Genomic DNA, 23,340 nt, shown 5'->3' on the forward strand with positions numbered 1-23,340 from the left:
AGGTGCGGGTAGGTTTTTTGGAACAATAGTCCATTGAATCTACCTGATTTTTTAATAAAAGGAAAGAGAGAAAACATGGGAAAATTAACGAATGCCTTATATGAAATACATGATTTAGATGAAATGGCTGAAAGAAATACCAGGATAAATATGGTTCATCCCATAGTCAAACTTCTGATTACCGTATTTTACATCACTTGTGTGGTATCCTATCATAAATATAATCTGTTAGGATTACTTCCAATGATTCTTTATCCTTTCATCGTGTTTAATCTTGCAGAAATCTCAATAAAAAGCTGTTTCAGAAAGTTGAGGATCGTATTGCCGCTGGTATGTTTTATCGGATTATTTAATCCTTTTTTTGATCATATGCCGATATTTAAATTAGGTAATTGGGTAATTACCGGAGGTGTGATATCCATGGTGACGCTTATGCTAAAAGGCACCTATTCATTATTGGCTTCTTATTTATTCATTGCCACAACAGGGATTGAGAGAATATGTTACGCATTGAAAATGCTCCATATTCCTGGTATCATTGTTACTCAGGTACTACTTACTTATCGGTACATTACCGTTTTGTTAAAGGAAGCAAATGCGGTATTTCAGGCATATTCCCTGCGTGCACCAAGAGAAAAAGGGGTAAGATATAAAATATGGGGTTCTTTAATCGGGCAGCTGTTATTCCGCAGCATTGACCGGGCAGGTAACCTCTATGACAGTATGCTGCTTCGGGGTTTTAGGGGAGAATTTTATTATGCTCATAAGCAAAGAATTACGAGTATTGACTCGATCTACCTTGTATTGTGGGTTGGTATAATTTCGGCTCTTCGCCTGATAAAACTGATTTAGGACTTTTATGACATAAAAAGTAACAGATAAAAAAATAGATTGTCCGAGGAACTGCTTTTTGCAGGGAATGAACAGTAACGTTAATACTGTGGAATGGATAAGATTAGAAAAAGGATGAGATAAATGACACAACATAATATAGAATGCAAAAACATATCATTTTCTTATGAAAATGGTAAAGAAATTTTAAAGAACATATCGTTTCGGGTGGTAGCAAAAGAAGCAGTCGGAATAATCGGAGCAAATGGAGTGGGTAAATCAACGCTGCTTCGTATTCTGGTGGGACTGGAATTAAATTTTACTGGAGATGTCTTTGTTGATCAGGTATCGGTTAATAAAAAGAACCTGGCTGATATACGCAGTAAGATCGGATATTTGTTTCAGGATTCTGACAACCAGTTATTTACCCAAACGGTTTATAATGATGTTGCCTTTGGCCCTAGAAATTATGGTTTAAAAGAGGAGGAAGTCGATAAGAGGGTCATGTTTGCACTTAAAACAATGGGCATCCTGCATCTTAAGGATAAACAGATTTATAAGATGTCCGGCGGAGAGAAGAAATTGGCGTCTATTGCAACCATACTTGCCATGGAACCGGAAATTATTCTATTAGATGAGCCGTCCATAGCTTTAGATCCGAAAAACCGGCGAACTCTGATTCAAACCTTAAACAACCTGGATTACATTAAAATTATTGCATCCCATGACCTGGATATGATACTGGATACCTGTGACAGGGTTATATTAATTGCAGACGGCAGAATTATCAGAGAGGGAACAACCGAATTAATACTAAGGGATAAAGAACTGTTAGAAGCCTACAATCTGGAGCTTCCTCTCTGTCTTCGGGGATATCAGAAAAGAGTTAGAAATAATTATATCTGATAAAAACACTTTGAGTCCTGATTCTGGAGTATAAGATAAACTATTGACTTATAAAATAGGTATTTACTATAATATCTAAGATTCCAATTGGAACATAGTGATAAAAGGCCATTTATTCTAAAACGGCTTTAGACACCAGATGCATAAACATAATATAAATAGGAGAATTTTAGAATGAGATTTCCGGATAATTTTTTATGGGGGAGCGCTACCGCTTCCTATCAACTCGAAGGTGCTGCATTCACAGATGGCAGAGGATATACGGTATGGGATGACTTTTGTCGAAGACCCGGAAGTATATTAGATGGAAGTAATGGTGATATTGCATGTGATCATTATCATAGATATCCTGAAGATGTGTCCATTATGAGTGACATTGGTTTTGGCGCTTACCGTTTCTCTCTTGCATGGTCCAGAATTTTACCGGATGGAACTGGGACTGTCAATCAAAAAGGAATAGATTTTTACAATTCCTTAATTGATGAACTATTAAAGAAAAATATTACGCCATGTATTACCCTATATCACTGGGACATGCCATATGCTCTATACCGTAAGGGCGGCTGGCAGAATAAAGACAGCGTGGACTGGTTCGCCAATTATGCAGAGGTAGTGGCCCGCGCTTTTGGTGACCGTGTTAAATTTTTCATTACATTTAATGAACCCCAGTGTTTTATCGGGTTAGGTCATGTAAACGGCGAACATGCACCGGGAAATATAATGTCCAGGCGTTCTGTTCTTGAGATGACTCATCATGTATTAATGGCTCATGGTAAGGCAGTACAGGCTATTCGAAGTGCGGTGCCGGATGCCCTGGTAGGTTATGCGCCGACTTCCGGTGTAGCCTGTCCCAATACGGATAGTTCAGAAGATATAGAGGCTGCCCGTAAAGCTTATTTTGATTTAGTAGATCAGCCCAATTATATGTGGAATGTAAGCTGGTTCAGTGATCCGGTTTTCTTTGGAAACTATCCGGAAGCCGGATTGAAGGTATTTGAAAAGGATTTACCGGATTTTAAACCGGAAGACTTTAAATTGATATCGGAACCGATTGATTTTTACGGGCAGAATATTTACAATGGTTACTCCGTTGAAGCCGACGGACAGGGAGGTTATCGCAGATTATCAAGAAAACCAGGGTTCGCAAGAACAGCCTGCGGATGGCCTGTTGTACCGGAATGTTTATATTGGGGGCCGAAATTCTTATATGAGAGATATAAAAAGCCAATTTATATTACTGAGAATGGCATTTCCTGCACCGATTCCGTATGTCTGGACGGTAAAATACATGATGCGGAACGAATTGATTTTCTTCATAGATATCTATTATCATTAGGGAAAGCAATAGAAGACGGCGTTGATGTAAAAGGATACTTTGTATGGTCCCTTATGGACAATTTTGAATGGGCGAAAGGATATACGGAACGGTTCGGAATTGTACATGTGGATTATGAAACCCAAAAACGCACCTGGAAAGATTCTGCTTTTTGGTTAAGAGAAATGATTAAATCCGGCGGAGCAATCTTATAATATAATACCCTGTAAGTAATCGCACAGCTTAATAATGCGAGTTCTTTACAGGGTATTTTTTTAGGTTATTAGCAGCCCGTGATATACCAATAAAAAACTGATGTTTATACTGGAAATTGCAAGGACTGGTGTTAATTATAAATAAATACGTATATATTTTATATACACTATTTTTAATATAGTTATATGAATAATATAATAAAATGGTTCTTTTGTTACTGTTCACTCCCCTGTAAAAAGCAGCAGTTCCGCAAATAATAACAATGCTTTGCAGTGCACACCAGTTAAAAGCAAAGAGCACTTGACAATTATATGCAGATGGGTGTATGATTATTTTGCATTAAAATATATGCGCATATAGTTTAGGGGGACTCCATGAAGGTTACCATAGAAGATGTAGTTAAAAAATCCGGATTATCCTATGTAACAGTTTCCAGAGTAATCAGCAATGCACCTAATGTCCGGGAGTCAAACCGTAAAAAGGTAATGGAAGCAATAGAGGAATTGGGTTATGTACCAAATGCAGCTGCCAGGACTCTTGCTACCGGTAAAACCAATGTAATAGCAATGTTTATCGCTGATATCACAGACGATTTTTTTGGGTGTATTATCAAAGAGGTAAATGCACAGCTTTTAAAGCACGGCTATTTATTAGCCATTTCAATCTGTGATGAAGATGACGATCATCTGGATATGGTTTTTCTTAACCAGCACAGAGTGGATGGGATTATTTTATTAGTAGCTAATAAAGAAAAGTATTACATTGATATTTTAAAAAATCAGAAAGTACCCTTTGTAGTTGTGGATAATCAGACAATAAATGAAGATATTACCTCAGTACTTGCAGATAACGTAACCGGCGGCTATTTAGCCGTTAAGCACCTGCTGGACTTAGGTCACACGGAGATTGGGTTAATCGGTGCTGCCCCCTACGGTTTGTCAACGTTGGAGAGGCAGATGGGCGCAATCAAGGCACTTACGGAACATTCTTTGCAGCCGGCTGCCGTACACTATGGGGATTATGATCAGTTAACCGGATATGATACCATCATGACATGGAATAGAGAGAATAAACTGCCCACGGCGGTTTTTGCCTTTGATGATCATATTGCCCTTGGAGCTATCAATGCAGCAAAAGATCTGGGATTAAATGTTCCCGTGGATTTATCCGTGGTAGGATATGATGACAGCCCACTGGCGAATCATTATTCACCAAAGATTACATCAGTCAGACAACCCGCAGAAGAAATGGCTCAAAATGCAGTAAATCAATTGCTGTCTTTTATTAACAATCAGGATAAGGGATATTATGCCATGAAGCTTGCCCCAAAATTAGCTGTTAAAGAGTCAACGGCTTCATATAAGAAAGACTGAATTGCAATTGCTTAACAAAATAATAACATAGGCAATTGCGAAACTATATAGTCTTTTGAATATACCGTGCAATTGCCTAAAAATAATAACAAATAGAGAGGAGAAACATTATGTCAAACTTAAAACTTACAATCATAGGAGCAGGAAGCACTTATACACCGGAATTAATCGAGGGTGTAATAGAGCGGTCTGCCAATCTGCCGGTTACGGAGATAGCACTTATGGATATAGATAAAAGGAAACTGGATATCGTAGGCGGACTTTGTAAACGTATGATTGAAAAAGCAGGACTAAAGACAGAAGTTATATTGACCATGGATCTTAATGAAGCTTTAGAGAGAGCTGATTTTGTCCTTAGTCAAATCCGCGTGGGAAAATTAGCCTGCAGAATTCTGGATGAAAAAATACCTTTAAAATATGGCTTCATCGGACAGGAAACAACGGGCATTGGCGGATTCTTCAAAGCGTTGCGTACCATTCCTGCTTTACTTAATATAACAAAACAAATGGAAACAATCTGCCCGGAGGCATGGCTGATTAATTTCTCTAATCCCTCCGGAATTTTAGCACAGGCTTTACAGAATTATACTAAAATCAAAACCATCGGTTTATGCAACGTACCGATTAATATGATAGCCGGAGTAGAAAAATCTCTGGGTGAAACTAATCTGGACATTGAATATGTGGGTCTTAATCATTTAAGTTATATTACCGGAGTAAAAAAAGAGGGCAAAGATCTGCTTGGCGACGCACTTTTACAGGGAGTTAACGGGCAGGGTATGAAAAATATCCCTTTGCAGGGTTTTAGCAGTGAATTAATCCAGACCATTGGTGCCATACCATCCTCTTATTTAGAGTATTTTTATTACAGAGATGATAAATTAAAACACTTAATGGAAGAAGAAAAATGCCGTGGTGAGGTCTGTTTGGACATAGAAGAACGCTTACTAACATTATACCAGGATGAAAATTTATCGGTAAAACCTAAGGAACTTGAGAACCGAGGCGGTGCTCGTTATTCGGAAGCGGCAATATCTTTAGTTGACGCAATCTATAATGACAAACAGGAAGTCCATGTAGTTAACACATTAAATCAGGGTGCCCTTGAATTTATGGCAGAGGACGATTCGGTAGAAATCTCAGCGGTTATCGGTAAAAACGGAGTAAGACCAATTCCAATCAAAGGATTTAAGAATAAGCATATTATGGAACTTATGAAAACTGTGAAAGCTTATGAACGTCATACGGTGGAAGCAGCGATCCATGGAGATGAAGCAGAAGCCATGCAAGCTTTATTAATACATCCTTTAGTCGGAGACTATAATAAAGGCAGGGCATGCTTTAATGAAATGAAACAGGCCCATAAAGCGTACTTGCCACAGTTTAAAAATTAATTGCCTTAATTGCGGGGCAATTAAGGTATGAGCAAGAAGCGAGAAGAAAAATAAAGGAGAAATCCATGGAAAAGAAATATATTATCGGAGTAGACGGCGGCGGAACCAAGACTGATTATTTAGTCTTTACCACAGCCGGAGAATGGGTTGATAATCTACGGGTTGGAAGCCGGAGTCATGAGGTTTTAGAGGGTGGTTTTGCTGAAGTTGAGGAAAAAACCTTAGAGGATATTAATTATTTATTGAAGAAGAATGGGATAAAAACATCCGAAGTCGGCGCGGCAGCCTTTGGTATGGCCGGAATTGATACACCGGCGCAGCTTGGTAAAATGAAAGGGATATTAGATAAAACAGGTTTAAAGTATGTAGTCTCAAACGATTCTTTACTGGGTATAAAAGCCGGCTGTCCCTCCGGTGTTGGAATCTGTTCCATTAACGGAACAGGAACGGTGGCAGCGGGTATTAACGAAAGAGGGGATATACTCCAGGTTGGCGGGATAGGTATGGCAACCGGTGACAGCGCAGGTGGGCATTATATCGCTACATTGGCTGTCAGAGCAGTATATGATTCTTATTTCCGCTGCGGCCCCCGTACCATTTTAACGGATAAGATAATGAAATTCTTTGGGATACAGGATCCTCTGGAATTACTAAATACCATAAGTGATAAGTTTTGCAGAAACCGTGAGATGGATAAAGCAATTGTTACCTATTTATTTAACGCGGCAAATGAATCAGATGCTGTTGCCGTTGATATTGTAAAGGAATTAGCCAATCAGCTCGCAAAATCAGTTTCCGGTTGTATTCTGGGGCTGGATTTTAAGGGCTTACCTGAGATAGTTTTAGCAGGTTCCATATGGACTAAGTCAAATTGTCCCCTATTAATATCTCATTTTAAAGAATGTATCTATCAATATACGGGTAAGAAACTGGAACCATTTCCGCTTAAAGTGATTCCTGCAGCCGGTGCTGTATTATGGGCACTGGAATTGGCCTTGGGCCACCCGGCCGGCAGGGAACAGCGTACGCTTATTATTAATAACGAAGTTTTGAATAATCTATAAATCCATCAGCCGAACAGGGAGAGACCTATAAGGCAGCAGTCTAATAAGGGATATTTAATTGAAGTTGGCTTTCCCACTTTGTTGTATCATAGAATTCGAGTGTCTAAGGGTCTCTCAACCTGTATTTTATGAATTTAAACGCCGGTATTCATTCAAAACGCAAAATTGACCTTTTGACGCTTGAAACATAATAGGAAAAGTCTCGGAACTTCCAAATAGTAGTTGTTGCTCTGCAACCCGCCAGGAACGGAGTAAAAGTATATTGTTGCCCAATCCGCGTGGGCGGGAAAGTGTCAGCATGCTTATCACATATCATTTATTAACCGGTTCAGAGTGCATGTACTTATTCTGGAACTGTTTCGGTGTGATACCTTTAAATTGTTTAAATTGGGAAATAAAGTAGCTGGAAGTAGAGAAACCTACTGCCAGGGCAATTTCTGTGATATTTAAATCAGAAGTGCTTAACAGTTTTTCTGCCTTGGATATCCGCACATAATTCAAATATTCTTTAAAATTCTTCTTCATGATTTTTTTGAAAGCTCTGGAAAAATAGCTGTAACTCAGACTGCAGATATCAGCCATATCAAGGGAAGTAATGTCATTTTGATAGTTGTTCTCCACATAGTCAAACACTACCTGCATACGCCTAACCATATCTTTATTCATCTCCAGATTTATATTTAAATCGATATTCTGAGCATTCCAGCGGCGCAGGATAAATAAAAACAGATTAAATATATCGGCTCTTATGGCTAACTCATACCCATATTTCTGCTCCGAATATTCCTTTGAAATACCTTTTATGATATCAGGAATAACGGAACATTCGATTTCATCTTTTTTAAATACTTTCTGATGAGTGGATTCATTTAATATAAAAGGCATTACATATTTCATTTCAAATACAGACTGAGTCGTAGTGTAGAGTATTTCCGGTTCAAATTTAATGACAATATAATTATTATAACCCTCTGTCAGGGAAATAATATTATGTATCTCATTGGAATTAATCAGTACCATATCTCCGGCGCTAAAATAATAATCTTTGTTATTTAATAAAATCCGGTATTCTCCTGACAGAGCATAAAGTATCTCTATATAATCATGGATATGGGCATACGCCATTGTAACAGCACCTGTAGATTCCTGGTTATGAACGCTGAAAGGCAGAGGCAGGTCATCTATCATATCTTTTTTCTCTACGTAATAAGTATACTCCAAAGTTAATATCCCCCAATGACAAAAAATTGATATTTTATCTTAAAATTATTATATCATAAAAAGAGGCATTATGCTATATTTTAGTAAAGTAATACAAATGGTTCGATTAGAAAGGTCATGAAGTTAATCAAACCTGCCCAAAATACTATATAAGGAGATTATCACTATGGAGAAGAAAGTAAAAGTTGGCATTATTGGCTGTGGAGGAATTGCGAATGGAAAGCATATGCCTTCTTTAAGCAAACTGTCTGATGTTGAAATGGTAGCTTTTTGTGATATCGTAGAAGAAAGAGCACAGAAAGCAAAAGAACAATACGGTACACCGGACGCTAAGGTTTATACCGATTATCAGGAATTATTAAAGGATCCGGAAATTGAAGTAATTCATGTATGTACACCAAACCGTTCCCATGCACCTATTTCGATTGATTCCCTTCATGCAGGAAAACACGTTATGTGTGAAAAACCTATGGCAAAAACTGCTGAAGATGCAAGAAAGATGGTTCAGGCCGCAAAAGAAACCGGCAAAAAACTGACAATCGGATATCAGCACAGACATAAACCGGAATCCATTTACTTGAAGAGCGTAATTGAACGCGGTGATTTAGGAGAAATCTATTTTGCGAAAGCATATGCGGTAAGAAGAAGAGGAACTCCTAACTGGGGTGTTTTCTTAAATGAATACGAACAAGGCGGAGGTCCGTTAATTGATATAGGAACCCATTCCTTAGACGTTACTTTATACCTTATGAATAACTACGAACCTAAGATGGTTGTTGGTACAACCTATAAAAAAGTAAATAATGCCGAATGCGGCAACCCTTGGGGCGGCTGGGATAAAGATCAGCATACCATGGAAGATTCTGCTTTTGGTTTTATCGTTATGAAAAACGGCGCTACCATTATCCTGGAAGCCAGCTGGGCACTTAATACCAGTGAACCGATTCCGGAAGGAAGCACAATGCTCTGCGGAACGGATGCAGGCGCTCAGATTAAAAACGGTGTAACAATCAATAAAGGTGAGTTTAATCGTTTGATTGAAGTGAAACCTGATATGGCCAGCGGCGGTGTTGCTTTCTACGAAGGAGTTTCCAGTAATCCTGCAGAAGTAGAAGCAAGACGCTGGATTGATGCAGTAAAGAATGATACTGAAGTGGTTGTAAAACCGGAACAGGCCTGTGTTGTATCCGAGATCCTGGAAGCAATTTATAAATCAGCTAAATCAGGACAACCGGTTTATTTTGACTAATTAAGATCAGGGAAGTTTAAAGAGAAATTAATTCTCTATATATAATATAAGTCACTTGGATAGAACGTTAAAATGAGCACGAACAGTGCTCATTTTAAACTTTCTTCCCCCATTAGTTTAGACGTCGCCGTACGCGGCAGAACGAGAGGTTAATATGAATATTGCTGTTATCAGTTATTGGCATGTACATGCGGAAGGGTATTCCAAGGAAGTAATAGAAAAGGCAGGCAGCAAAATAACTGCTGTTTGGGATGAAGAAACAGAACGCGGAGAGAAATATGCAAAACAGTTTAATGCAAAGTTCTATGAGGATTATGATGAGCTGTTATCCGATAAAAGTATTGAAGGCGTTATTATTACTTCCCCAACTTCTATGCATAAAGAGTTAATTATTAAGGCAATTCAGGCAGGCAAAAAAGTATTTAGCGAAAAAGTATTAGGATTAACAACTGCTGACTGTTTGGAAATAAAAGAAGCACTAGTGAAAAATAATATGGATATTACACTTTCTTTAGTGAAGAAATGCGACAAAGAGTTCCTGTTTGCAAAGCAAATGGTTTTGAGCGGTGATTTAGGCCAGGTTACGTATGCAAGGATGCGTAATGTTCATAACGGCAGTATTGGTAATTGGCTGCCGGAGCACTTTTACAGTAAAGAGTTATGCGGAGGCGGTGCTATGATCGATTTAGGAGCACACCCTATGTATTTATTGAATTGGCTTTTAGGAGAACCTAAGACGGTTCAATCCACCTTTACCGATGTAACCGGAAGAGGGGTTGAAGATAATGCAGTATCTCTGCTGGAATTTGATAAGGGAGCTATCGGTGTATCAGAAACCGGATTTGTATCTGTTTATAATCCTGCCACCCTTGAGATCAGTGGGACTAAAGGATGTCTCTTGATTCGTGATGGTGCATTTTACGCAACGGAAGCTACAGGAGGCAAATGGGTAAAAGCCGAAAATATGCCAGAATCACTTCCATCCCCAGTAGTACAGTGGGCAAAAGGTGAATTTAATAAAGATGGGGTAACATTCGGAATTGATGACGCGATTATGTTAACCAGAATGATGGAAGCAGCATACAAATCCTATCAAAGCGGTAATAAAGAAACTGTATAACCTAAGAAAAACGGATCGAAAGATATCCGTTTGACTTAGCATTATAAAATAGAAACGAGGTATTTTAGATGGAAGTTTCATTACAGTTATATTCAATCAAGGAAGAAACGAATAAAGACTTTAAAAAAGCGGTGGAGCAAGTTTCTCAAATCGGATTTAAAGGTGTTGAATTTGCCGGTTACGGCGGTTTAAGTGCAGAGGAATTAAAGACTCTTTTAGAAGAGAATAATTTATATTCCGTAGGCACCCATACCGGGCTTAAGATATTTGAAGAATCCTTTGAAGAAGAACTAAAACTTAATAAGACCATTGGTTCTAAATACATCATATGTCCTTATGCCGAAGTAGATACAAAAGAAAAAGTGGATCACTTAGTAAAACTTTTAAATACTGCTGCAGAAAAAGCTGCCAAAGAGAATATAAAGGTAGGATATCATAACCATGCCCATGAGTTTGTCAAAATAGACGGTAAATTTCCGTTAGATATGATTGCTGAAAACACAAGTGACAATGTTATTCTGGAACTGGACGTATTCTGGGTGGCATATGCCGGTATTGACCCTGTGGAATATATTAAGAAATGGGGAAAGAAAGTTGAACTGATTCATATGAAACAGATCGATACGCTCAAGGCAAATGTGGACATGGGTGATGGCATCATCGATATGAACGAAATAAAAGAAGCTTCCGCTTATGCCAAATTCTTTGTGCTTGAACATGAGGAATATGATAAACCGGTATGGGATAGCATTCATAATGATATTGATTATTTAACCAAAATAAAATAATTGTAAAACATGACCGAGGCAAGAAATAAATGATGCAAATTAGCGTAACATAATATAATTGCCTTTTGTCAGGTGATTCTTGTTATAAGAATAGGACTGCTGCAGAATCTTAAGTTTATTAAATTAACTTTAGAGATTTTGCGGCAGTTCTATTTTTGTTGTATATAAATAAGAATTTAGCAATTATTGGTTTGTTAAATTATTTTCCATATATGTATTTATATGGAAATATATAAGATAGAGTTTGTAGGAAATACTGTTTTTATATCGAATATCAATTGGAAAATTAGCTATAATGCTGATATTGCAGCTGAGAAAATTAATTAGTGAAATATTTATCAGAGTCAAAAACACATTTTAGCCTATATATTTACTTTAAAACTTACCAAATTTCATGAAATATTTAGTGAATAACAGAGTAATTTAAAAATAGTTTTTGAAATTTATAAAATATTCATTAGGATTAAATAATTCATTGTCAATACAATAACGAAGTTCGACATTGTAAATGAAAAAGCACTGTGCTATAATAACTCATTGTGAAATTTGTATATTATATGGATAAGGTGACGATTATGAATGTAATTTATGCATTAATTTTATTTCCATTAGTAGCATCCATTATAACCTTTTTTGTAAGAAACGACGGAATAAGGAATGCCGTTGTTAAAGTTAGTTCTTTCATAATTTTAATGCTGACTTTAATTGTTTCGATACGATATTTTAATAATGGAATATCCTTTACTCCCGAGGGAGAAAAAGCTGTTGATATCTTTATTATGGCAGTTGAAACCCTGGTAGCAGTTTATATTATACTTGCAGGTTTAAAAAACAAGAAGTATATTGTATCTGTATTTGCAATAATTCAGACTCCGTTAATACTCTGGTTTGAATTAACCGGAAAACACGGTATCGAAATCAAAACCGGCATCATATTTGATAAACTTACCGCAATTATGATATTGATTATAGGTGTCATAGGCAGTCTTATCTGTTTGTATGCTGTGGGATATATGAAATGGTACCATACTCATCATAAGGAATATAAAGAAAGAAAACACTTTTTCCTAGCAATCTTATTTTTATTTCTTTCAGCAATGTTTGGATTGGTTTTAAGCAATAACTTAACCTGGCTGTATTTTTGCTGGGAATTGACCACCCTATGTTCGTATTTACTTATCGGTTATACCAAAACGGAAGAGGCTAAAAATAATTCATTCCGTGTGCTTGCCATTAATTTAGGAGGGGGTCTTGCTTTTGCAGCTGCAATCGTGTTTATCGGAATTAATTTTAAGACCCTGGAATTATCGACATTAATAGCAATGAAACCGGAGGCTATGGTTATGATTCCGGTATTCTTACTCTCCGTTGCCGCACTAACCAAATCGGCAGGACTTCCTTTTTCTTCCTGGCTTCTTGGTGCCATGGTAGCACCCACACCATCCTCTGCTCTGTTGCATTCCGCTACGATGGTGAAAGCAGGCGTTTATCTCATTATCAGGTTAGCACCGTTATTAGGGCTTTCTTCAGTAGGTTTAATAGTAACAACTATGGGCTGTCTCACGTTCCTGGTCTGCTCATTAATTGCAATTTCTCAAAGCGATGCCAAGAAGATTCTGGCTTATTCTACAATTGCTAACTTAGGGTTAATTGTAATCTGTGCCAGTGTCGGAACTCAGGAATCCATTTGGGCCGCTATTTTACTTGTTATATTCCATGCTATCTCCAAATCCCTGTTATTCTTATCTGTCGGATCCATTGAACACCAGCTGGGAAGCAGAAATGTAGAAGATATGGATATTTTACTCCATGTATCCCGTAAACTTTCCTTATATATGATTATCGGAATTGCAGGTATGTTCCTGGCACCATTTGGTATGCTTATATCAAAATGGGTTGCGATGAAAGCATTTATTGATTCGAATCATATATTTACAGTAATTGTAATCGCATATGGAAGTGCTGCTACTTTATTTTACTGGACAAAATGGATGGGTAAGCTGGTATCCAATGCAAATGCTAAAAAAATCAGGAAACATACTTTTTTTGCGGAAGAGGAGATCCCTATTTTTATACAGGCAGTATTAGTGGTGGTATCCTGTTTTACTTTCCCGCTTATATCTAAATATGCTCTTGTTCCATATCTTACTAATCTTTATGGAACAAACGCTGTGATACCGATTGGAACCAGCGATGTTAAGATTATGATTATCATGCTTGCTATGTTACTGTTAATACCCATTAGCTTTATACCAATCTATAAACAGGATAAGCGCAGAATCGTACCGATCTATATGGCGGGTGAAAATACCGGAGATAATGAGACATTTTACGGTGGCAACGGCAAAAAACGCAAGGTGGAATTACGGAACTGGTATCTAAAAAGTTATTTTGGATCTCAGAAATTATCATTCTGGTGCAATATAATATCCATCTGTGTTCTAGGTGCCGGAGTAGTACTTCTGATTGGAGGATTTGCAAAATGATGTTTATATTAAGTATAATTGCAATCATTGTTCTAACACCATTGGCTGGCGGCTTGTTGACGGGTGTAGATCGTGTTATAACTGCCAGAATGCAAGGCAGACAGGGTCCTCCTATATTTCAGCCATTTTATGATGTATTAAAGCTATTACAAAAAGAATCCATTGAAGTTAATTTAATGCATCGTTTTTTTGTATATATAGCATTAATATTTGTAGTATTTACTACTGTTATTATGCTGACGGGAGGCGACATCTTACTTGCAATATTTGCGCTTACTCTGGGCTCCATATTTTTCGTATTAGGCGGGTATGCCTCAAATTCACCTTATAGTTTAATCGGTTCGGAGAGAGAACTGCTGCAGATGATGGCCTATGAACCTATGGTACTTCTTACCGGGATTGGATTATATTACATAGATAAGAGCTTTTTTATTAAAGACATGATAACAGCGCCTGCACCGGCTATTCTTTTCCTTCCGGGAATATTTTTAGGACTGTTATTTATATTAACATTCAAACTTAGAAAATCACCTTTTGACTTTAGCATGGGTCATCATGGACATCAGGAAATTGTACAGGGTATCACAACCGAATATTCAGGCAAAGATCTTGCAGTGATAGAAGTCACACATTGGTATGAAACAATCATTGCCTTAACCTTGGTATTTTTATTTTTTGCCGATAGAAATCCAATCAGCTATGTGTTTGCTGTGATAGCATGCCTTCTGGCATATCTTTTAGAAATTATCATTGATAATGCTTTTGCCAGAACAAAATGGCAGCTTGCATTAAATTCAAGTTGGATTGTTACAGGAGTTCTGGGATCAATAAACCTTATTATAATTTCCTTTTTTAAGTAAGACGAAAAGTCTGAAAACAAACGCAGGAATGGAGTTAATATGAATTATATAAAAAAATCACCATGGATTTTGCATTATGACGGCTCCAGCTGTAACGGCTGTGATATTGAAGTACTGGCCTGCCTCACACCTTTATATGATGTAGAGCGCTTTGGCATTATTAATACAGGTAATCCGAAACACGCAGATATTTTATTAATTACAGGAAGTGTAAATGAACAGAATATACCGGTTGTAAAGCAGCTATATGAACAGATGGCTGCACCAAAAGTAGTAGTAGCAATCGGAATATGTGCAACAAGCGGTGGTATTTTTGCGGATTGTTACAATGTAGTTGGCGGAGTCGATAAAGTATTGCCGGTGGATGTCTATGTACCCGGTTGTGCGGCTCGTCCGGAAGCAATTATAGACGGAGTTGTTAAGGCACTAAGTATATTGGAACAGAAACAAAATGAAAAACGGAAGAAAGAAAGTGGTCGATATGGAACAGCAAATTAAAATCATACAGCCAAGTGAATTATTAGCAGAAACCCTCCGCCTGAAAAATGACGGTTATCGCCTGGTAGCAATTACCTGTACCAGTAAAGACGGATTGGAAATCACATATTCTTTTGATAAAGAATATGATTTTATCAATTTAAGACTTTTAGTTGATTCAGAAATTGAAGTTGAGAGCATAAGCAGTATCTACTCGTATGCATTTTTATATGAGAATGAAATCAAAGAATTATTTGGAGCCAATATGAAAGATATGGCAGTAGATTTTAATAATAATCTATATAAGATACCGGTTAAAACTCCATTTAAAACGATTAAAGAGGAGAAAGTGTAAATTGTCTCGCCAAGAACATGCGGGCAAAAGTCCAGGGTACGAGGCTTATTAAGAATATAAGAAAACGCTATTCTTCATGTATTATTTAAGATGCCGCCAGAGCGGTATTGTGTATGGAGAGTTGAAAGAAATTCACTTTTAACCTCCGAAATTCGTGCCTGGGTATCCACGGCGTAAATTGAGTTGCGCATAAGACATGCGCAGGAATGGAGAGAATAATGGGAAATAGAACTGTGATTCCATTTGGCCCTCAGCATCCTGTACTTCCGGAACCAATCCATCTGGATTTAGTGCTTGAGGATGAAAAAGTAGTGGAAGCGATACCAAGAATTGGTTATATTCATAGAGGTCTTGAGAAGCTGGTAGAGAAAAAGGATTTTCAGCAATATACCTTTGTAGCGGAAAGAATCTGCGGAATCTGCTCTTTTATGCATGGCATGGGATATTGCATGTCTATAGAAAGCATTATGGATATTAAGATTCCGGAACGGGCGGAATTCTTAAGGACAATTTGGGCAGAATTATCCCGTATGCACAGCCATTTGTTGTGGCTGGGGCTTTTAGCGGACGCATTTGGTTTTGAAAGCCTGTTCATGCATTCCTGGAGACTTAGAGAACAGGTTCTTGATATATTTGAGGAGACTACAGGCGGACGTGTTATATTTTCAGTCTGTGATATCGGCGGTGTAAGAAAGGATATCAGTGCAGAAACCCTGGAGAAGATAAACAGAATTATTACTGGTATGGAAACAGAATTAAAAGAAATTACACAGGTGTTTTTAAACGATTCTTCCGTTAAGTACCGTACTAAAGGTGTAGGCGTTCTATCAAAACAGGCAGCGTATGATTTAGGAGCGGTAGGTCCAATGGCTAAAGCAAGTGGGATCAGTATCGATTTAAGGACTCAGGGATATGCCGCTTACAGTAAATTAAATTTTGAACCAATTATAGAAACAGATGGGGATTCCTACGCAAGGACCTCCGTTCGTATAAAAGAAATCTTTCAATCTATGGATTTAATTAAGCAGGCAATTGCAATTATCCCTGAGGGAGAGATTAAGGTTAAGGTGATTGGTACTCCTAACGGAGAATATTTTACCAGAGTAGAACAACCCAGAGGGGAAGTAATTTATTATGCTAAGGCGAACGGATCTAAATTTTTAGACCGTTTAAGGGTACGTACCCCTACCTTTGCCAATGTACCTGCTTTATTAGAAACCTTAAAGGGTTGTGAACTGGCAGATGTTCCTATTTTAATTCTTACTATTGACCCATGCATTAGCTGCACCGAACGATAAGGAGAGGGAACAATGTCAATATTAAGTATGAGTAAAACACTTTTTAAGAGTTTAATACATGGACCATATACCGTACAATATCCATTAAATAAGAAGGAAAGCTACGAAAGGACCAGAGGCAGAATAGAAATTTCAGTTTCTGACTGCATTTTCTGCGGATTATGCCAGAGACGTTGTCCTACGGGAGCAATTTCTGTGGATAAAGCCAATGCATCCTGGAGCATAGAAAGGCTTCAATGCATACAATGTAATTATTGCGGTGAAGTTTGTCCGAAAAAGTGCCTTAAGATGAATAACGAATATACCGCACCTTCATTCGGAAAGGTAAGGGATGAATATAAGAATGCACGAGTATCCGATAACGCAGAGAATAATTGAAATAGCAGAGGAATATGCTAATAAAAATGAAGCAGCTAAGGTTAAGCAGATCAACCTGGTCGTTGGTGATTATTCCGGTTATGTAGCCAGTTCCATTGAATTGTATTTTGAAATAATTGCAGAAGGCAGTTTATGCCAAAAAGCGAAACTTAATATTGAACGGATTATACCGAAGTTAAAATGCAGTTCCTGTGGTGAATTATTTGTAAGAAAACCATTCTCCTTTGAGTGCCCCTACTGTAAAGGGGAGGGGGTACCCACTAAGATCGGGCAGGAGTTTTATATTAAATCAATTGAGGTATGAAAAAGCAACTGCGCTGCAGTTGCTTTCGAAATATAATAATTAAAGTCTCAAGACTTAATTATCATATTTCCCTGGTTTTATGCAAAATTGGGGCTGTCTGAGATCAGCCATGCGGTGTAACAGAAAGCAATAAACAATGGAAATAAAATAATATTATTAGATAAATGATACAGGTTAGAATAGAAAGGAGAGGTATCATGTCAGAGAATAAAGAAATAGAAATTATGCAATCCGTTTACGATAAAAATGATGAGGTTGCCTCTAAGATTAATGCATCTTTTACCGGAAACGGAATCTTTGCAATTAATGTGATGGGGTCTCCCGGAGCCGGTAAAACATCCACGCTGATCCAGTTGATTAAACGTTTAAAGGACATAACAGCCTATGTAATAGAAGGTGACATTGAAGCAGATTTTGATACAAAACTGTTACAGTCCTTGGGAGTAAAAGCAATTCAGGTTAATACCGGCGGAGCCTGCCATCTGGATTCACCGTTAATCGGTAAGGCAGCAGAAGAGCTGTCCTTAAAGGATGGTATTTTGTTTATTGAGAATATAGGTAACTTAGTCTGCCCTGCTGAATTTCAGATTGGTGAACATGTTAAAATGCTTATCTCAACTGTTACAGAAGGCAGTGATAAGCCTTATAAATACCCTCTTGCATTTGAGAAGGCAGATATTATTATCTTAAATAAATGTGATCTCATTCCCTATGTGGATTTTGATGAGGATTTCTTTATGAAAGGTGTCAGAGCTCTTAATAAAACGGCGCCGGTCATTAAAGTCTCCTGCAAAACAGAAGACGGTTTTGAGGAAGCGGTAGAATGGATAAGAAACAAGTTGTAATAACCAAAAGAATAAAAGTGTTCGGTATGATACAAGGGGTTGGTTTCAGGCCCCTTGTATTTCGACTTGCAGAGAAATACAAAATTCATGGTACCGTAAAAAATATCGGCGGTATTGTTGAAATCATAGCCCAGGCTTTTGAGGAACATGTAAACAGTTTTTTATACGATTTGGAAAGTAATTCCGGAAATGAATATGAAATTGACCATATACAGATAGAAGATATAAAGGAGAAACCATATACTGAGTTTAAGATAATAAAAAGCAGTTCAGATCAAGAGGTATCCATAATACCACCGGATCTGCCTGTCTGTAAAAAGTGCCAAAAAGAAATGGACGCTATAGAAAACCGGAGATATCAGAATCCGTTTATCAGCTGTACGGCCTGCGGACCAAGATATACAATCATAGAGAAGCTTCCATATGACAGAGGTCATACCAGTATGGAGGATTTTGTTATGTGCCAAACCTGTAATAAGGAATATACGGAAACAGACAGCAGGAGATTTCATGCCCAGACCATATCCTGTAATGATTGCGGCCCTTATGCTATTATGAATGATCGAAAAGATAAGGAGGCCATAAGTGAAGCGGTTAATATTCTCAAATCAGGGGGAATCCTTGCAGTCAAAGGCATTGGCGGCTACCATTTTGTATGTTCTCCCCTGATAGAAGAGACAGTCCTGAATTTACGCAAACTAAAAGGCAGGGAAGAGAAACCTTTTGCTGTTATGTTTGAGAATATAAAATCAATTGAAGAATACTGTATTGTTTCAAAGGAAGAGAGAGATTTATTAGAATCGAAAGCAAGGCCGATTGTACTGTTATATACCAGGGAGAAGGGCATGGCAGAAGCTACGGGTAAAGGTGGAATCTACTGCGGTGCTTTTTTGCCATATACTCCGCTCCAGATACTTTTAACCAGAAACATAGGTCCTCTTATTATGACCAGTGCTAATCTGTCGGATAAGCCTATTATCAAAGAGGATAACATAATACTTAACTTAAAGTCTCCCTATTTAAATGGTGTTTTATATCATAAAAGGCGAATAGTCCGTTCGGTGGATGATTCCGTGGCTAAAGTAATAGATCATAAACCTCAATTGCTACGAAGAAGCAGAGGTTACGTTCCGTATCCGATATTTTTGCCCCAGGGAGATAAAGAAAATACAGATTTAGAAATATTTGCAGCAGGCAGTGATTTGAAAGCAGCATTTTGCCTGTATAAAAAGGGCAGTGGGGTGGTATCACAATATTTTGGCGATTTAGAAGAACGATCTGTTTTGGAGGAATATAAATCATCCTTTGTAGATTTATCCACACTCTTACAAATTACACCAGGCTTAGCCTTATGTGATTTACATCCTAATTATCATTCCTCCAGGTATGCGAAAAGTTTAGGAATTCCTGTAATTTTGGTACAACATCATCATGCCCATATAGCATCAGTTATGGCAGAGTATGATTTAGAGGGACCGGTAATTGGTGTGGCTTTTGACGGAACAGGTTACGGTAGTGACGGTAATATATGGGGCGGTGAATTTTTAATCTGTGAAAAGAGTGAATTTAGCAGGGCAGCACATTTACAATATACACCAATGTTAGGCGGTGATACTTCCATGTCCGATGCTAAGAAGACCGCGGATTGCTTTTTGCTTAAGGCAGGACTTATAACGGAAATTCAGGATGACCGTCTTCCTGTAATTAAAGGTGCGATAGAGAATCATATTAATACGGTATTAACGTCCAGTATGGGCAGATTGTTTGATGCGGTAAGTTCAATCCTCTCTATATGTCATAAAAGCCGTTATGAAGGGGAATGCGCGGCTATGTTGGAGAAAGAAGCCGTGCTGGCCTTAAGAAAAGAGATAAGTCCGGAAAAGGTGACCTTTGCTTTCAATGAAAATAACGGTATAATTGAAATAGATCCGAATCCTGTTCTTAAAACGTTATGTCAATTAAGAAATTCAGTGGATAGAGGTTCCTTAGCTCTTGGATTTCATTATGGAGTTGCAGATATTATCTTAAAGGTTTGCGAATGGATTAGAAATAAACAGAATATTAATACAGTAGCTCTTGGGGGCGGCGTATTTCAAAATACAGTCCTTTCTGAACGTGTTTTAAAGCTATTAAGAGAAAAAAATTTCTCGGTATATGTCAATATGGCAGTTCCGCCCAATGACGGTTCTATCAGCCTTGGGCAGACTTATATCGGTCTGATGAAAAGCTTTAATTCTAAGAATAGTGAGAGCAGGGATAATCTAATGGTGAAATAAGAGAAAGGGGGTTAGTTTATGTGTGTTGCAGTACCCGGTAAAATAATTGAGATTTTTGGTGATATCGCTAAAGTTGACATCAAAAGTAATGTATGTGAGGCAAATATTAAACTGGTTGACGCTAAAATCGGTGATTATATCTTAATTCATGCCGGTTTTGCCCTTGAAGTTTTGAAAAAGGATGCGGCAGAGGAATTAATAAGTATTTTTGAAGAACTTGAGGAGGAGGAGTATGAAAACCCTCGAACAGGTAAAGGATGAATTAAAGAATTATTCGGGAAGAAAAATAAAAATTATGGAAGTATGCGGAACACATACCTCCAGCATTTTTAAAAACGGTATCCGGAGTCTGTTATCACCCCGGATACAATTGATTTCCGGTCCCGGATGCCCGGTATGTGTTACGGCTTCTGCTTATATTGATAAGCTGGTGGAATATGCATTGTCAGAAAACACTTGCGTATTAACTTTCGGGGATATGATGAAAGTGAAAGGAAATCAGTATTCCTTAACGGAAGCAAAAGCCTTAGGAGCTAATGTAAAAATTCTATACTCCCCCCTCTTAGCAGTAAAAATGGCGATGGAGGATAAAAATACCACGTATATATTTGCAGCAGTAGGTTTTGAAACTACGACTCCTATATATGCTTTAATGCTTGAGGAAATAATTCATAATGATATAAAGAACTTAAAGTTTATGACTTCCATAAAAACCATACTTCCTGCTTTGTCTTATATATGCGAAAACGAAGAAAATATTGATGCGTTTTTATGCCCGGGCCATGTCAGTGTAATTACCGGTTGTTCCATATATAAGACTCTGGCTGAAAAATATCAAAAGCCCTTTGTGGTCGCAGGATTTGAAGGGGAACATATTTTGGCGGCCGTAGATGAAATATTGCATCAGATACAAAAAGAACAGTATTCCATGAAGAATATGTATACCAGTACCGTAACAGATGAGGGCAATCAAAAAGCAGCAGCCCTTATGGATAAATATTTTGAGTGTATGGATGAGTATTGGAGAGGAATCGGAAGTATCAATAATTCCGGTCTCAGATTAAGAGAAATGTATCGGAAATACGATGCCGGAAGTAATATAAAAGATTATACGGAAAATACTCCAAAAGGCTGTAAATGTAAGGAAGTAATTTTAGGCCGTATAAACCCGGCGGATTGTCCGTTGTTTAAAACTGTCTGTACGCCATTAAACGCAATTGGTCCTTGTATGGTTTCAACGGAGGGTGCATGCGGAATCTGGTATAAAAATAGAAAGATATAAGAGTGAAAAGGTGGCTTAAACTATGAAAATTGATATGGCCTACGGCAGCGGAGGAAAGCAAACAGGTAATTTAATAAATGATATATTTTTAAAAAACTTTGATAATTCCATACTGGCTAAAATGGAAGATTCAGCGGTTCTTAAGGTTAATGGGAAGATCGCTTATACAACGGATTCCTTTGTTGTTACTCCCATGTTTTTTCCCGGAGGGGATATCGGTAAAGTTGCAGTCTGCGGAACTGTTAACGATTTACTGATGATGGGGGCTATACCTAAATACCTTACGGCAGGTTTTATTATTGAAGAGGGAGCAGATATGGAAACCATAGACCGAATTGCGAAATCTATGTCCTTGGCGGCCAAAGAAGCGAAAGTTCAAATAGTTGCCGGTGATACGAAAGTAATTGAAGGAAAGGGTGGAGTGTATATCAATACTTCCGGTATCGGCGAGATTATGAAAAGCGGAATAAGCATCTCCAATTGTAAAAAAGGAGACGTTATTCTGCTGTCCGGTAATCTCGGGGAACACCATGCTGCTATTATGTCCCTTAGAATGGGAATAGAAAACACGATACAAAGTGATTGTGCTCCGCTTCGATCTATTGTAAAAAATTTGCTGGAGCATAATATTAGAGTCCATTGTATGCGGGATGTTACCAGAGGAGGTCTGGCTACTGTTTTGAATGAAGTATCTCAAAGTTCTTCCTGCTGTGTGGAAATTTATGAGGATTCCATTCCTGTCAGTGCTCAGGTAAAAGGTTTCTGTGATATATTAGGTCTTGATCCGCTCTACATGGCAAATGAGGGAAAGATGATTGCTGTAGTTCCGGAAAACCAGGCAGAGAAAGCGTTGGCAATTATTAAGAAAAGCAGATATGGGGCAAATGCACAAATCATCGGTAAGATTACAAAAGGCAGCGGTGTGACCATGACTACCTCTTTAAAAGGCAGCAGAATCATTGACATCCTCTATGGAGAGGGTCTTCCTAGAATTTGTTAAGAAAAAGCTGATAGGTCTTCGAATAAATAGACAGCTATCAGCTTATTTTTTGATACATTAGGTCTGACATATCAATTGCAATAAACTTAATATTAAATTATTAAAGGTTTTAGATAATATGCTGCTTCTGATCTTTATCCGGAGTGCTGTTATATCTAAAAATATGCTATTTATTCTTTTTTTGTTAATTTATGAATAAAATGTTAATATATAATGAACAAAATTGTGAAAGAAAAGTGAAAACAGTTGATAATTTACAGTTAATATGCTAATATAATTCTTTGTGAAAATAGTATATAATA

At 37.7% G+C, this 23,340-nt stretch carries 22 protein-coding genes; 21 read left to right on the forward strand and 1 reads right to left on the reverse strand.

Annotated elements, in window-relative coordinates:
• Positions 1-75: 75 nt before the first annotated feature.
• The 6 genes from cbiQ (at position 76) to RBU59_RS18880 (ending at position 7,099) form a co-directional block, all read left to right on the forward strand.
• On the forward strand, positions 76-852 hold the full coding sequence (gene cbiQ, locus RBU59_RS18855; RefSeq protein WP_308144024.1) for a cobalt ECF transporter T component CbiQ: 777 nt from the start codon (positions 76-78) through the stop codon (positions 850-852).
• Between the two features lie 123 nt (positions 853-975).
• The gene (locus RBU59_RS18860; protein WP_308144025.1) at positions 976-1,737 is read left to right on the forward strand and encodes an energy-coupling factor ABC transporter ATP-binding protein; all 762 of its coding nucleotides are present in this window, start codon (positions 976-978) and stop codon (positions 1,735-1,737) included.
• Positions 1,738-1,911: 174 nt separating this feature from the next.
• A complete protein-coding gene (locus RBU59_RS18865; protein WP_308144026.1) occupies positions 1,912-3,267 on the forward strand; it encodes a GH1 family beta-glucosidase in 1,356 nt (451 codons plus the stop codon).
• A 375-nt stretch (positions 3,268-3,642) separates the two neighbouring features.
• Positions 3,643-4,641 carry a LacI family DNA-binding transcriptional regulator gene (locus RBU59_RS18870; RefSeq protein ID WP_308144027.1) on the forward strand — a complete coding sequence of 333 codons (999 nt, stop codon included), beginning with the start codon at positions 3,643-3,645 and terminating at the stop codon, positions 4,639-4,641.
• 110 nt (positions 4,642-4,751) lie between these two features.
• Positions 4,752-6,035 carry a 6-phospho-beta-glucosidase gene (locus RBU59_RS18875; protein WP_308144028.1) on the forward strand — a complete coding sequence of 428 codons (1,284 nt, stop codon included), beginning with the start codon at positions 4,752-4,754 and terminating at the stop codon, positions 6,033-6,035.
• A gap of 65 nt (positions 6,036-6,100) precedes the next feature.
• A complete protein-coding gene (locus RBU59_RS18880) occupies positions 6,101-7,099 on the forward strand; it encodes a BadF/BadG/BcrA/BcrD ATPase family protein (protein WP_308144029.1) in 999 nt (332 codons plus the stop codon).
• Positions 7,100-7,411: 312 nt separating this feature from the next.
• On the opposite strand, the gene RBU59_RS18885 is transcribed toward RBU59_RS18880, so the two are convergent.
• On the reverse strand, positions 7,412-8,320 hold the full coding sequence (locus tag RBU59_RS18885; RefSeq protein ID WP_308144030.1) for an AraC family transcriptional regulator: 909 nt from the start codon (positions 8,318-8,320) through the stop codon (positions 7,412-7,414).
• Between the two features lie 166 nt (positions 8,321-8,486).
• On the opposite strand from RBU59_RS18885, the gene RBU59_RS18890 reads away from it, so the two are divergent.
• The 15 genes from RBU59_RS18890 to hypE all read left to right on the forward strand — a co-directional run bounded on the left by RBU59_RS18890 (position 8,487) and on the right by hypE (position 23,038).
• Positions 8,487-9,569, forward strand: a complete 1,083-nt coding sequence (locus tag RBU59_RS18890) for a Gfo/Idh/MocA family protein (RefSeq protein ID WP_308144031.1) — start codon at positions 8,487-8,489, stop codon at positions 9,567-9,569.
• A gap of 154 nt (positions 9,570-9,723) precedes the next feature.
• Complete coding sequence (locus tag RBU59_RS18895; protein WP_308144032.1) at positions 9,724-10,689, forward strand: Gfo/Idh/MocA family protein; 966 nt, start codon at positions 9,724-9,726, stop codon at positions 10,687-10,689.
• Positions 10,690-10,757: 68 nt separating this feature from the next.
• Complete coding sequence (locus RBU59_RS18900) at positions 10,758-11,477, forward strand: sugar phosphate isomerase/epimerase family protein (protein ID WP_308144033.1); 720 nt, start codon at positions 10,758-10,760, stop codon at positions 11,475-11,477.
• Positions 11,478-12,052: 575 nt separating this feature from the next.
• Positions 12,053-13,963, forward strand: coding sequence for an NADH-quinone oxidoreductase subunit 5 family protein (locus RBU59_RS18905; RefSeq protein ID WP_308144034.1), 1,911 nt, complete (start codon positions 12,053-12,055; stop codon positions 13,961-13,963).
• Positions 13,960-14,823 (forward strand): respiratory chain complex I subunit 1 family protein, encoded by an 864-nt coding sequence (locus tag RBU59_RS18910; protein WP_330698364.1) that lies wholly within the window; start codon positions 13,960-13,962, stop codon positions 14,821-14,823. Before RBU59_RS18905 ends, RBU59_RS18910 begins: the two co-directional genes overlap by 4 nt.
• Positions 14,824-14,862: 39 nt before the next feature.
• Complete coding sequence (locus RBU59_RS18915; RefSeq protein ID WP_308144035.1) at positions 14,863-15,321, forward strand: NADH-quinone oxidoreductase subunit B family protein; 459 nt, start codon at positions 14,863-14,865, stop codon at positions 15,319-15,321.
• Positions 15,305-15,655: an NADH-quinone oxidoreductase subunit C gene (locus RBU59_RS18920; protein ID WP_308144036.1), complete on the forward strand. Its 351-nt coding sequence runs from the start codon at positions 15,305-15,307 to the stop codon at positions 15,653-15,655. Before RBU59_RS18915 ends, RBU59_RS18920 begins: the two co-directional genes overlap by 17 nt.
• A gap of 218 nt (positions 15,656-15,873) precedes the next feature.
• Positions 15,874-16,953: a hydrogenase large subunit gene (locus RBU59_RS18925; protein ID WP_308144037.1), complete on the forward strand. Its 1,080-nt coding sequence runs from the start codon at positions 15,874-15,876 to the stop codon at positions 16,951-16,953.
• Positions 16,954-16,965: 12 nt separating this feature from the next.
• On the forward strand, positions 16,966-17,331 hold the full coding sequence (locus RBU59_RS18930; protein ID WP_308144038.1) for a 4Fe-4S dicluster domain-containing protein: 366 nt from the start codon (positions 16,966-16,968) through the stop codon (positions 17,329-17,331).
• Positions 17,297-17,635, forward strand: coding sequence for a hydrogenase maturation nickel metallochaperone HypA (hypA, locus tag RBU59_RS18935; RefSeq protein ID WP_308144039.1), 339 nt, complete (start codon positions 17,297-17,299; stop codon positions 17,633-17,635). The genes RBU59_RS18930 and hypA overlap by 35 nt, the downstream gene beginning before the upstream one ends.
• 197 nt (positions 17,636-17,832) lie before the next feature.
• Positions 17,833-18,480 carry a hydrogenase nickel incorporation protein HypB gene (hypB, locus tag RBU59_RS18940; RefSeq protein WP_308144040.1) on the forward strand — a complete coding sequence of 216 codons (648 nt, stop codon included), beginning with the start codon at positions 17,833-17,835 and terminating at the stop codon, positions 18,478-18,480.
• Complete coding sequence (gene hypF / locus RBU59_RS18945) at positions 18,459-20,756, forward strand: carbamoyltransferase HypF (RefSeq protein ID WP_308144041.1); 2,298 nt, start codon at positions 18,459-18,461, stop codon at positions 20,754-20,756. Before hypB ends, hypF begins: the two co-directional genes overlap by 22 nt.
• Positions 20,757-20,774: 18 nt before the next feature.
• Positions 20,775-21,017: a HypC/HybG/HupF family hydrogenase formation chaperone gene (locus RBU59_RS18950; protein WP_308144042.1), complete on the forward strand. Its 243-nt coding sequence runs from the start codon at positions 20,775-20,777 to the stop codon at positions 21,015-21,017.
• Positions 20,989-22,038 carry a hydrogenase formation protein HypD gene (gene hypD, locus RBU59_RS18955; RefSeq protein WP_308144043.1) on the forward strand — a complete coding sequence of 350 codons (1,050 nt, stop codon included), beginning with the start codon at positions 20,989-20,991 and terminating at the stop codon, positions 22,036-22,038. The genes RBU59_RS18950 and hypD overlap by 29 nt, the downstream gene beginning before the upstream one ends.
• Positions 22,039-22,060: 22 nt before the next feature.
• Positions 22,061-23,038, forward strand: a complete 978-nt coding sequence (gene hypE / locus RBU59_RS18960; protein WP_308144044.1) for a hydrogenase expression/formation protein HypE — start codon at positions 22,061-22,063, stop codon at positions 23,036-23,038.
• Positions 23,039-23,340: the final 302 nt, after the last annotated feature.

It is taken from the genome of Anaerocolumna sp. MB42-C2 (assembly GCF_030913705.1).
In the GTDB taxonomy this organism is placed as follows: domain Bacteria; phylum Bacillota; class Clostridia; order Lachnospirales; family Lachnospiraceae; genus Anaerocolumna.

What these genes read in the sequence shown, in the direction of transcription:
- RBU59_RS18895 (WP_308144032.1), top strand. Translation starts at nt 9,724, where the DNA reads ATGAATATTGCTGTTATCAGTTATTGGCATGTACATGCGGAAGGGTAT.
- hypA (WP_308144039.1), top strand. Translation starts at nt 17,297, where the DNA reads ATGCACGAGTATCCGATAACGCAGAGAATAATTGAAATAGCAGAGGAA.
- hypB (WP_308144040.1), top strand. Translation starts at nt 17,833, where the DNA reads ATGTCAGAGAATAAAGAAATAGAAATTATGCAATCCGTTTACGATAAA.
- RBU59_RS18915 (WP_308144035.1), top strand. Translation starts at nt 14,863, where the DNA reads ATGAATTATATAAAAAAATCACCATGGATTTTGCATTATGACGGCTCC.
- RBU59_RS18920 (WP_308144036.1), top strand. Translation starts at nt 15,305, where the DNA reads ATGGAACAGCAAATTAAAATCATACAGCCAAGTGAATTATTAGCAGAA.
- RBU59_RS18900 (WP_308144033.1), top strand. Translation starts at nt 10,758, where the DNA reads ATGGAAGTTTCATTACAGTTATATTCAATCAAGGAAGAAACGAATAAA.
- hypF (WP_308144041.1), top strand. Translation starts at nt 18,459, where the DNA reads ATGGATAAGAAACAAGTTGTAATAACCAAAAGAATAAAAGTGTTCGGT.
- RBU59_RS18870 (WP_308144027.1), top strand. Translation starts at nt 3,643, where the DNA reads ATGAAGGTTACCATAGAAGATGTAGTTAAAAAATCCGGATTATCCTAT.
- RBU59_RS18875 (WP_308144028.1), top strand. Translation starts at nt 4,752, where the DNA reads ATGTCAAACTTAAAACTTACAATCATAGGAGCAGGAAGCACTTATACA.
- RBU59_RS18865 (WP_308144026.1), top strand. Translation starts at nt 1,912, where the DNA reads ATGAGATTTCCGGATAATTTTTTATGGGGGAGCGCTACCGCTTCCTAT.
- cbiQ (WP_308144024.1), top strand. Translation starts at nt 76, where the DNA reads ATGGGAAAATTAACGAATGCCTTATATGAAATACATGATTTAGATGAA.
- RBU59_RS18890 (WP_308144031.1), top strand. Translation starts at nt 8,487, where the DNA reads ATGGAGAAGAAAGTAAAAGTTGGCATTATTGGCTGTGGAGGAATTGCG.
- RBU59_RS18905 (WP_308144034.1), top strand. Translation starts at nt 12,053, where the DNA reads ATGAATGTAATTTATGCATTAATTTTATTTCCATTAGTAGCATCCATT.
- RBU59_RS18860 (WP_308144025.1), top strand. Translation starts at nt 976, where the DNA reads ATGACACAACATAATATAGAATGCAAAAACATATCATTTTCTTATGAA.
- hypE (WP_308144044.1), top strand. Translation starts at nt 22,061, where the DNA reads ATGAAAATTGATATGGCCTACGGCAGCGGAGGAAAGCAAACAGGTAAT.
- RBU59_RS18880 (WP_308144029.1), top strand. Translation starts at nt 6,101, where the DNA reads ATGGAAAAGAAATATATTATCGGAGTAGACGGCGGCGGAACCAAGACT.
- RBU59_RS18930 (WP_308144038.1), top strand. Translation starts at nt 16,966, where the DNA reads ATGTCAATATTAAGTATGAGTAAAACACTTTTTAAGAGTTTAATACAT.
- RBU59_RS18925 (WP_308144037.1), top strand. Translation starts at nt 15,874, where the DNA reads ATGGGAAATAGAACTGTGATTCCATTTGGCCCTCAGCATCCTGTACTT.
- RBU59_RS18910 (WP_330698364.1), top strand. Translation starts at nt 13,960, where the DNA reads ATGATGTTTATATTAAGTATAATTGCAATCATTGTTCTAACACCATTG.
- RBU59_RS18950 (WP_308144042.1), top strand. Translation starts at nt 20,775, where the DNA reads ATGTGTGTTGCAGTACCCGGTAAAATAATTGAGATTTTTGGTGATATC.
- hypD (WP_308144043.1), top strand. Translation starts at nt 20,989, where the DNA reads ATGAAAACCCTCGAACAGGTAAAGGATGAATTAAAGAATTATTCGGGA.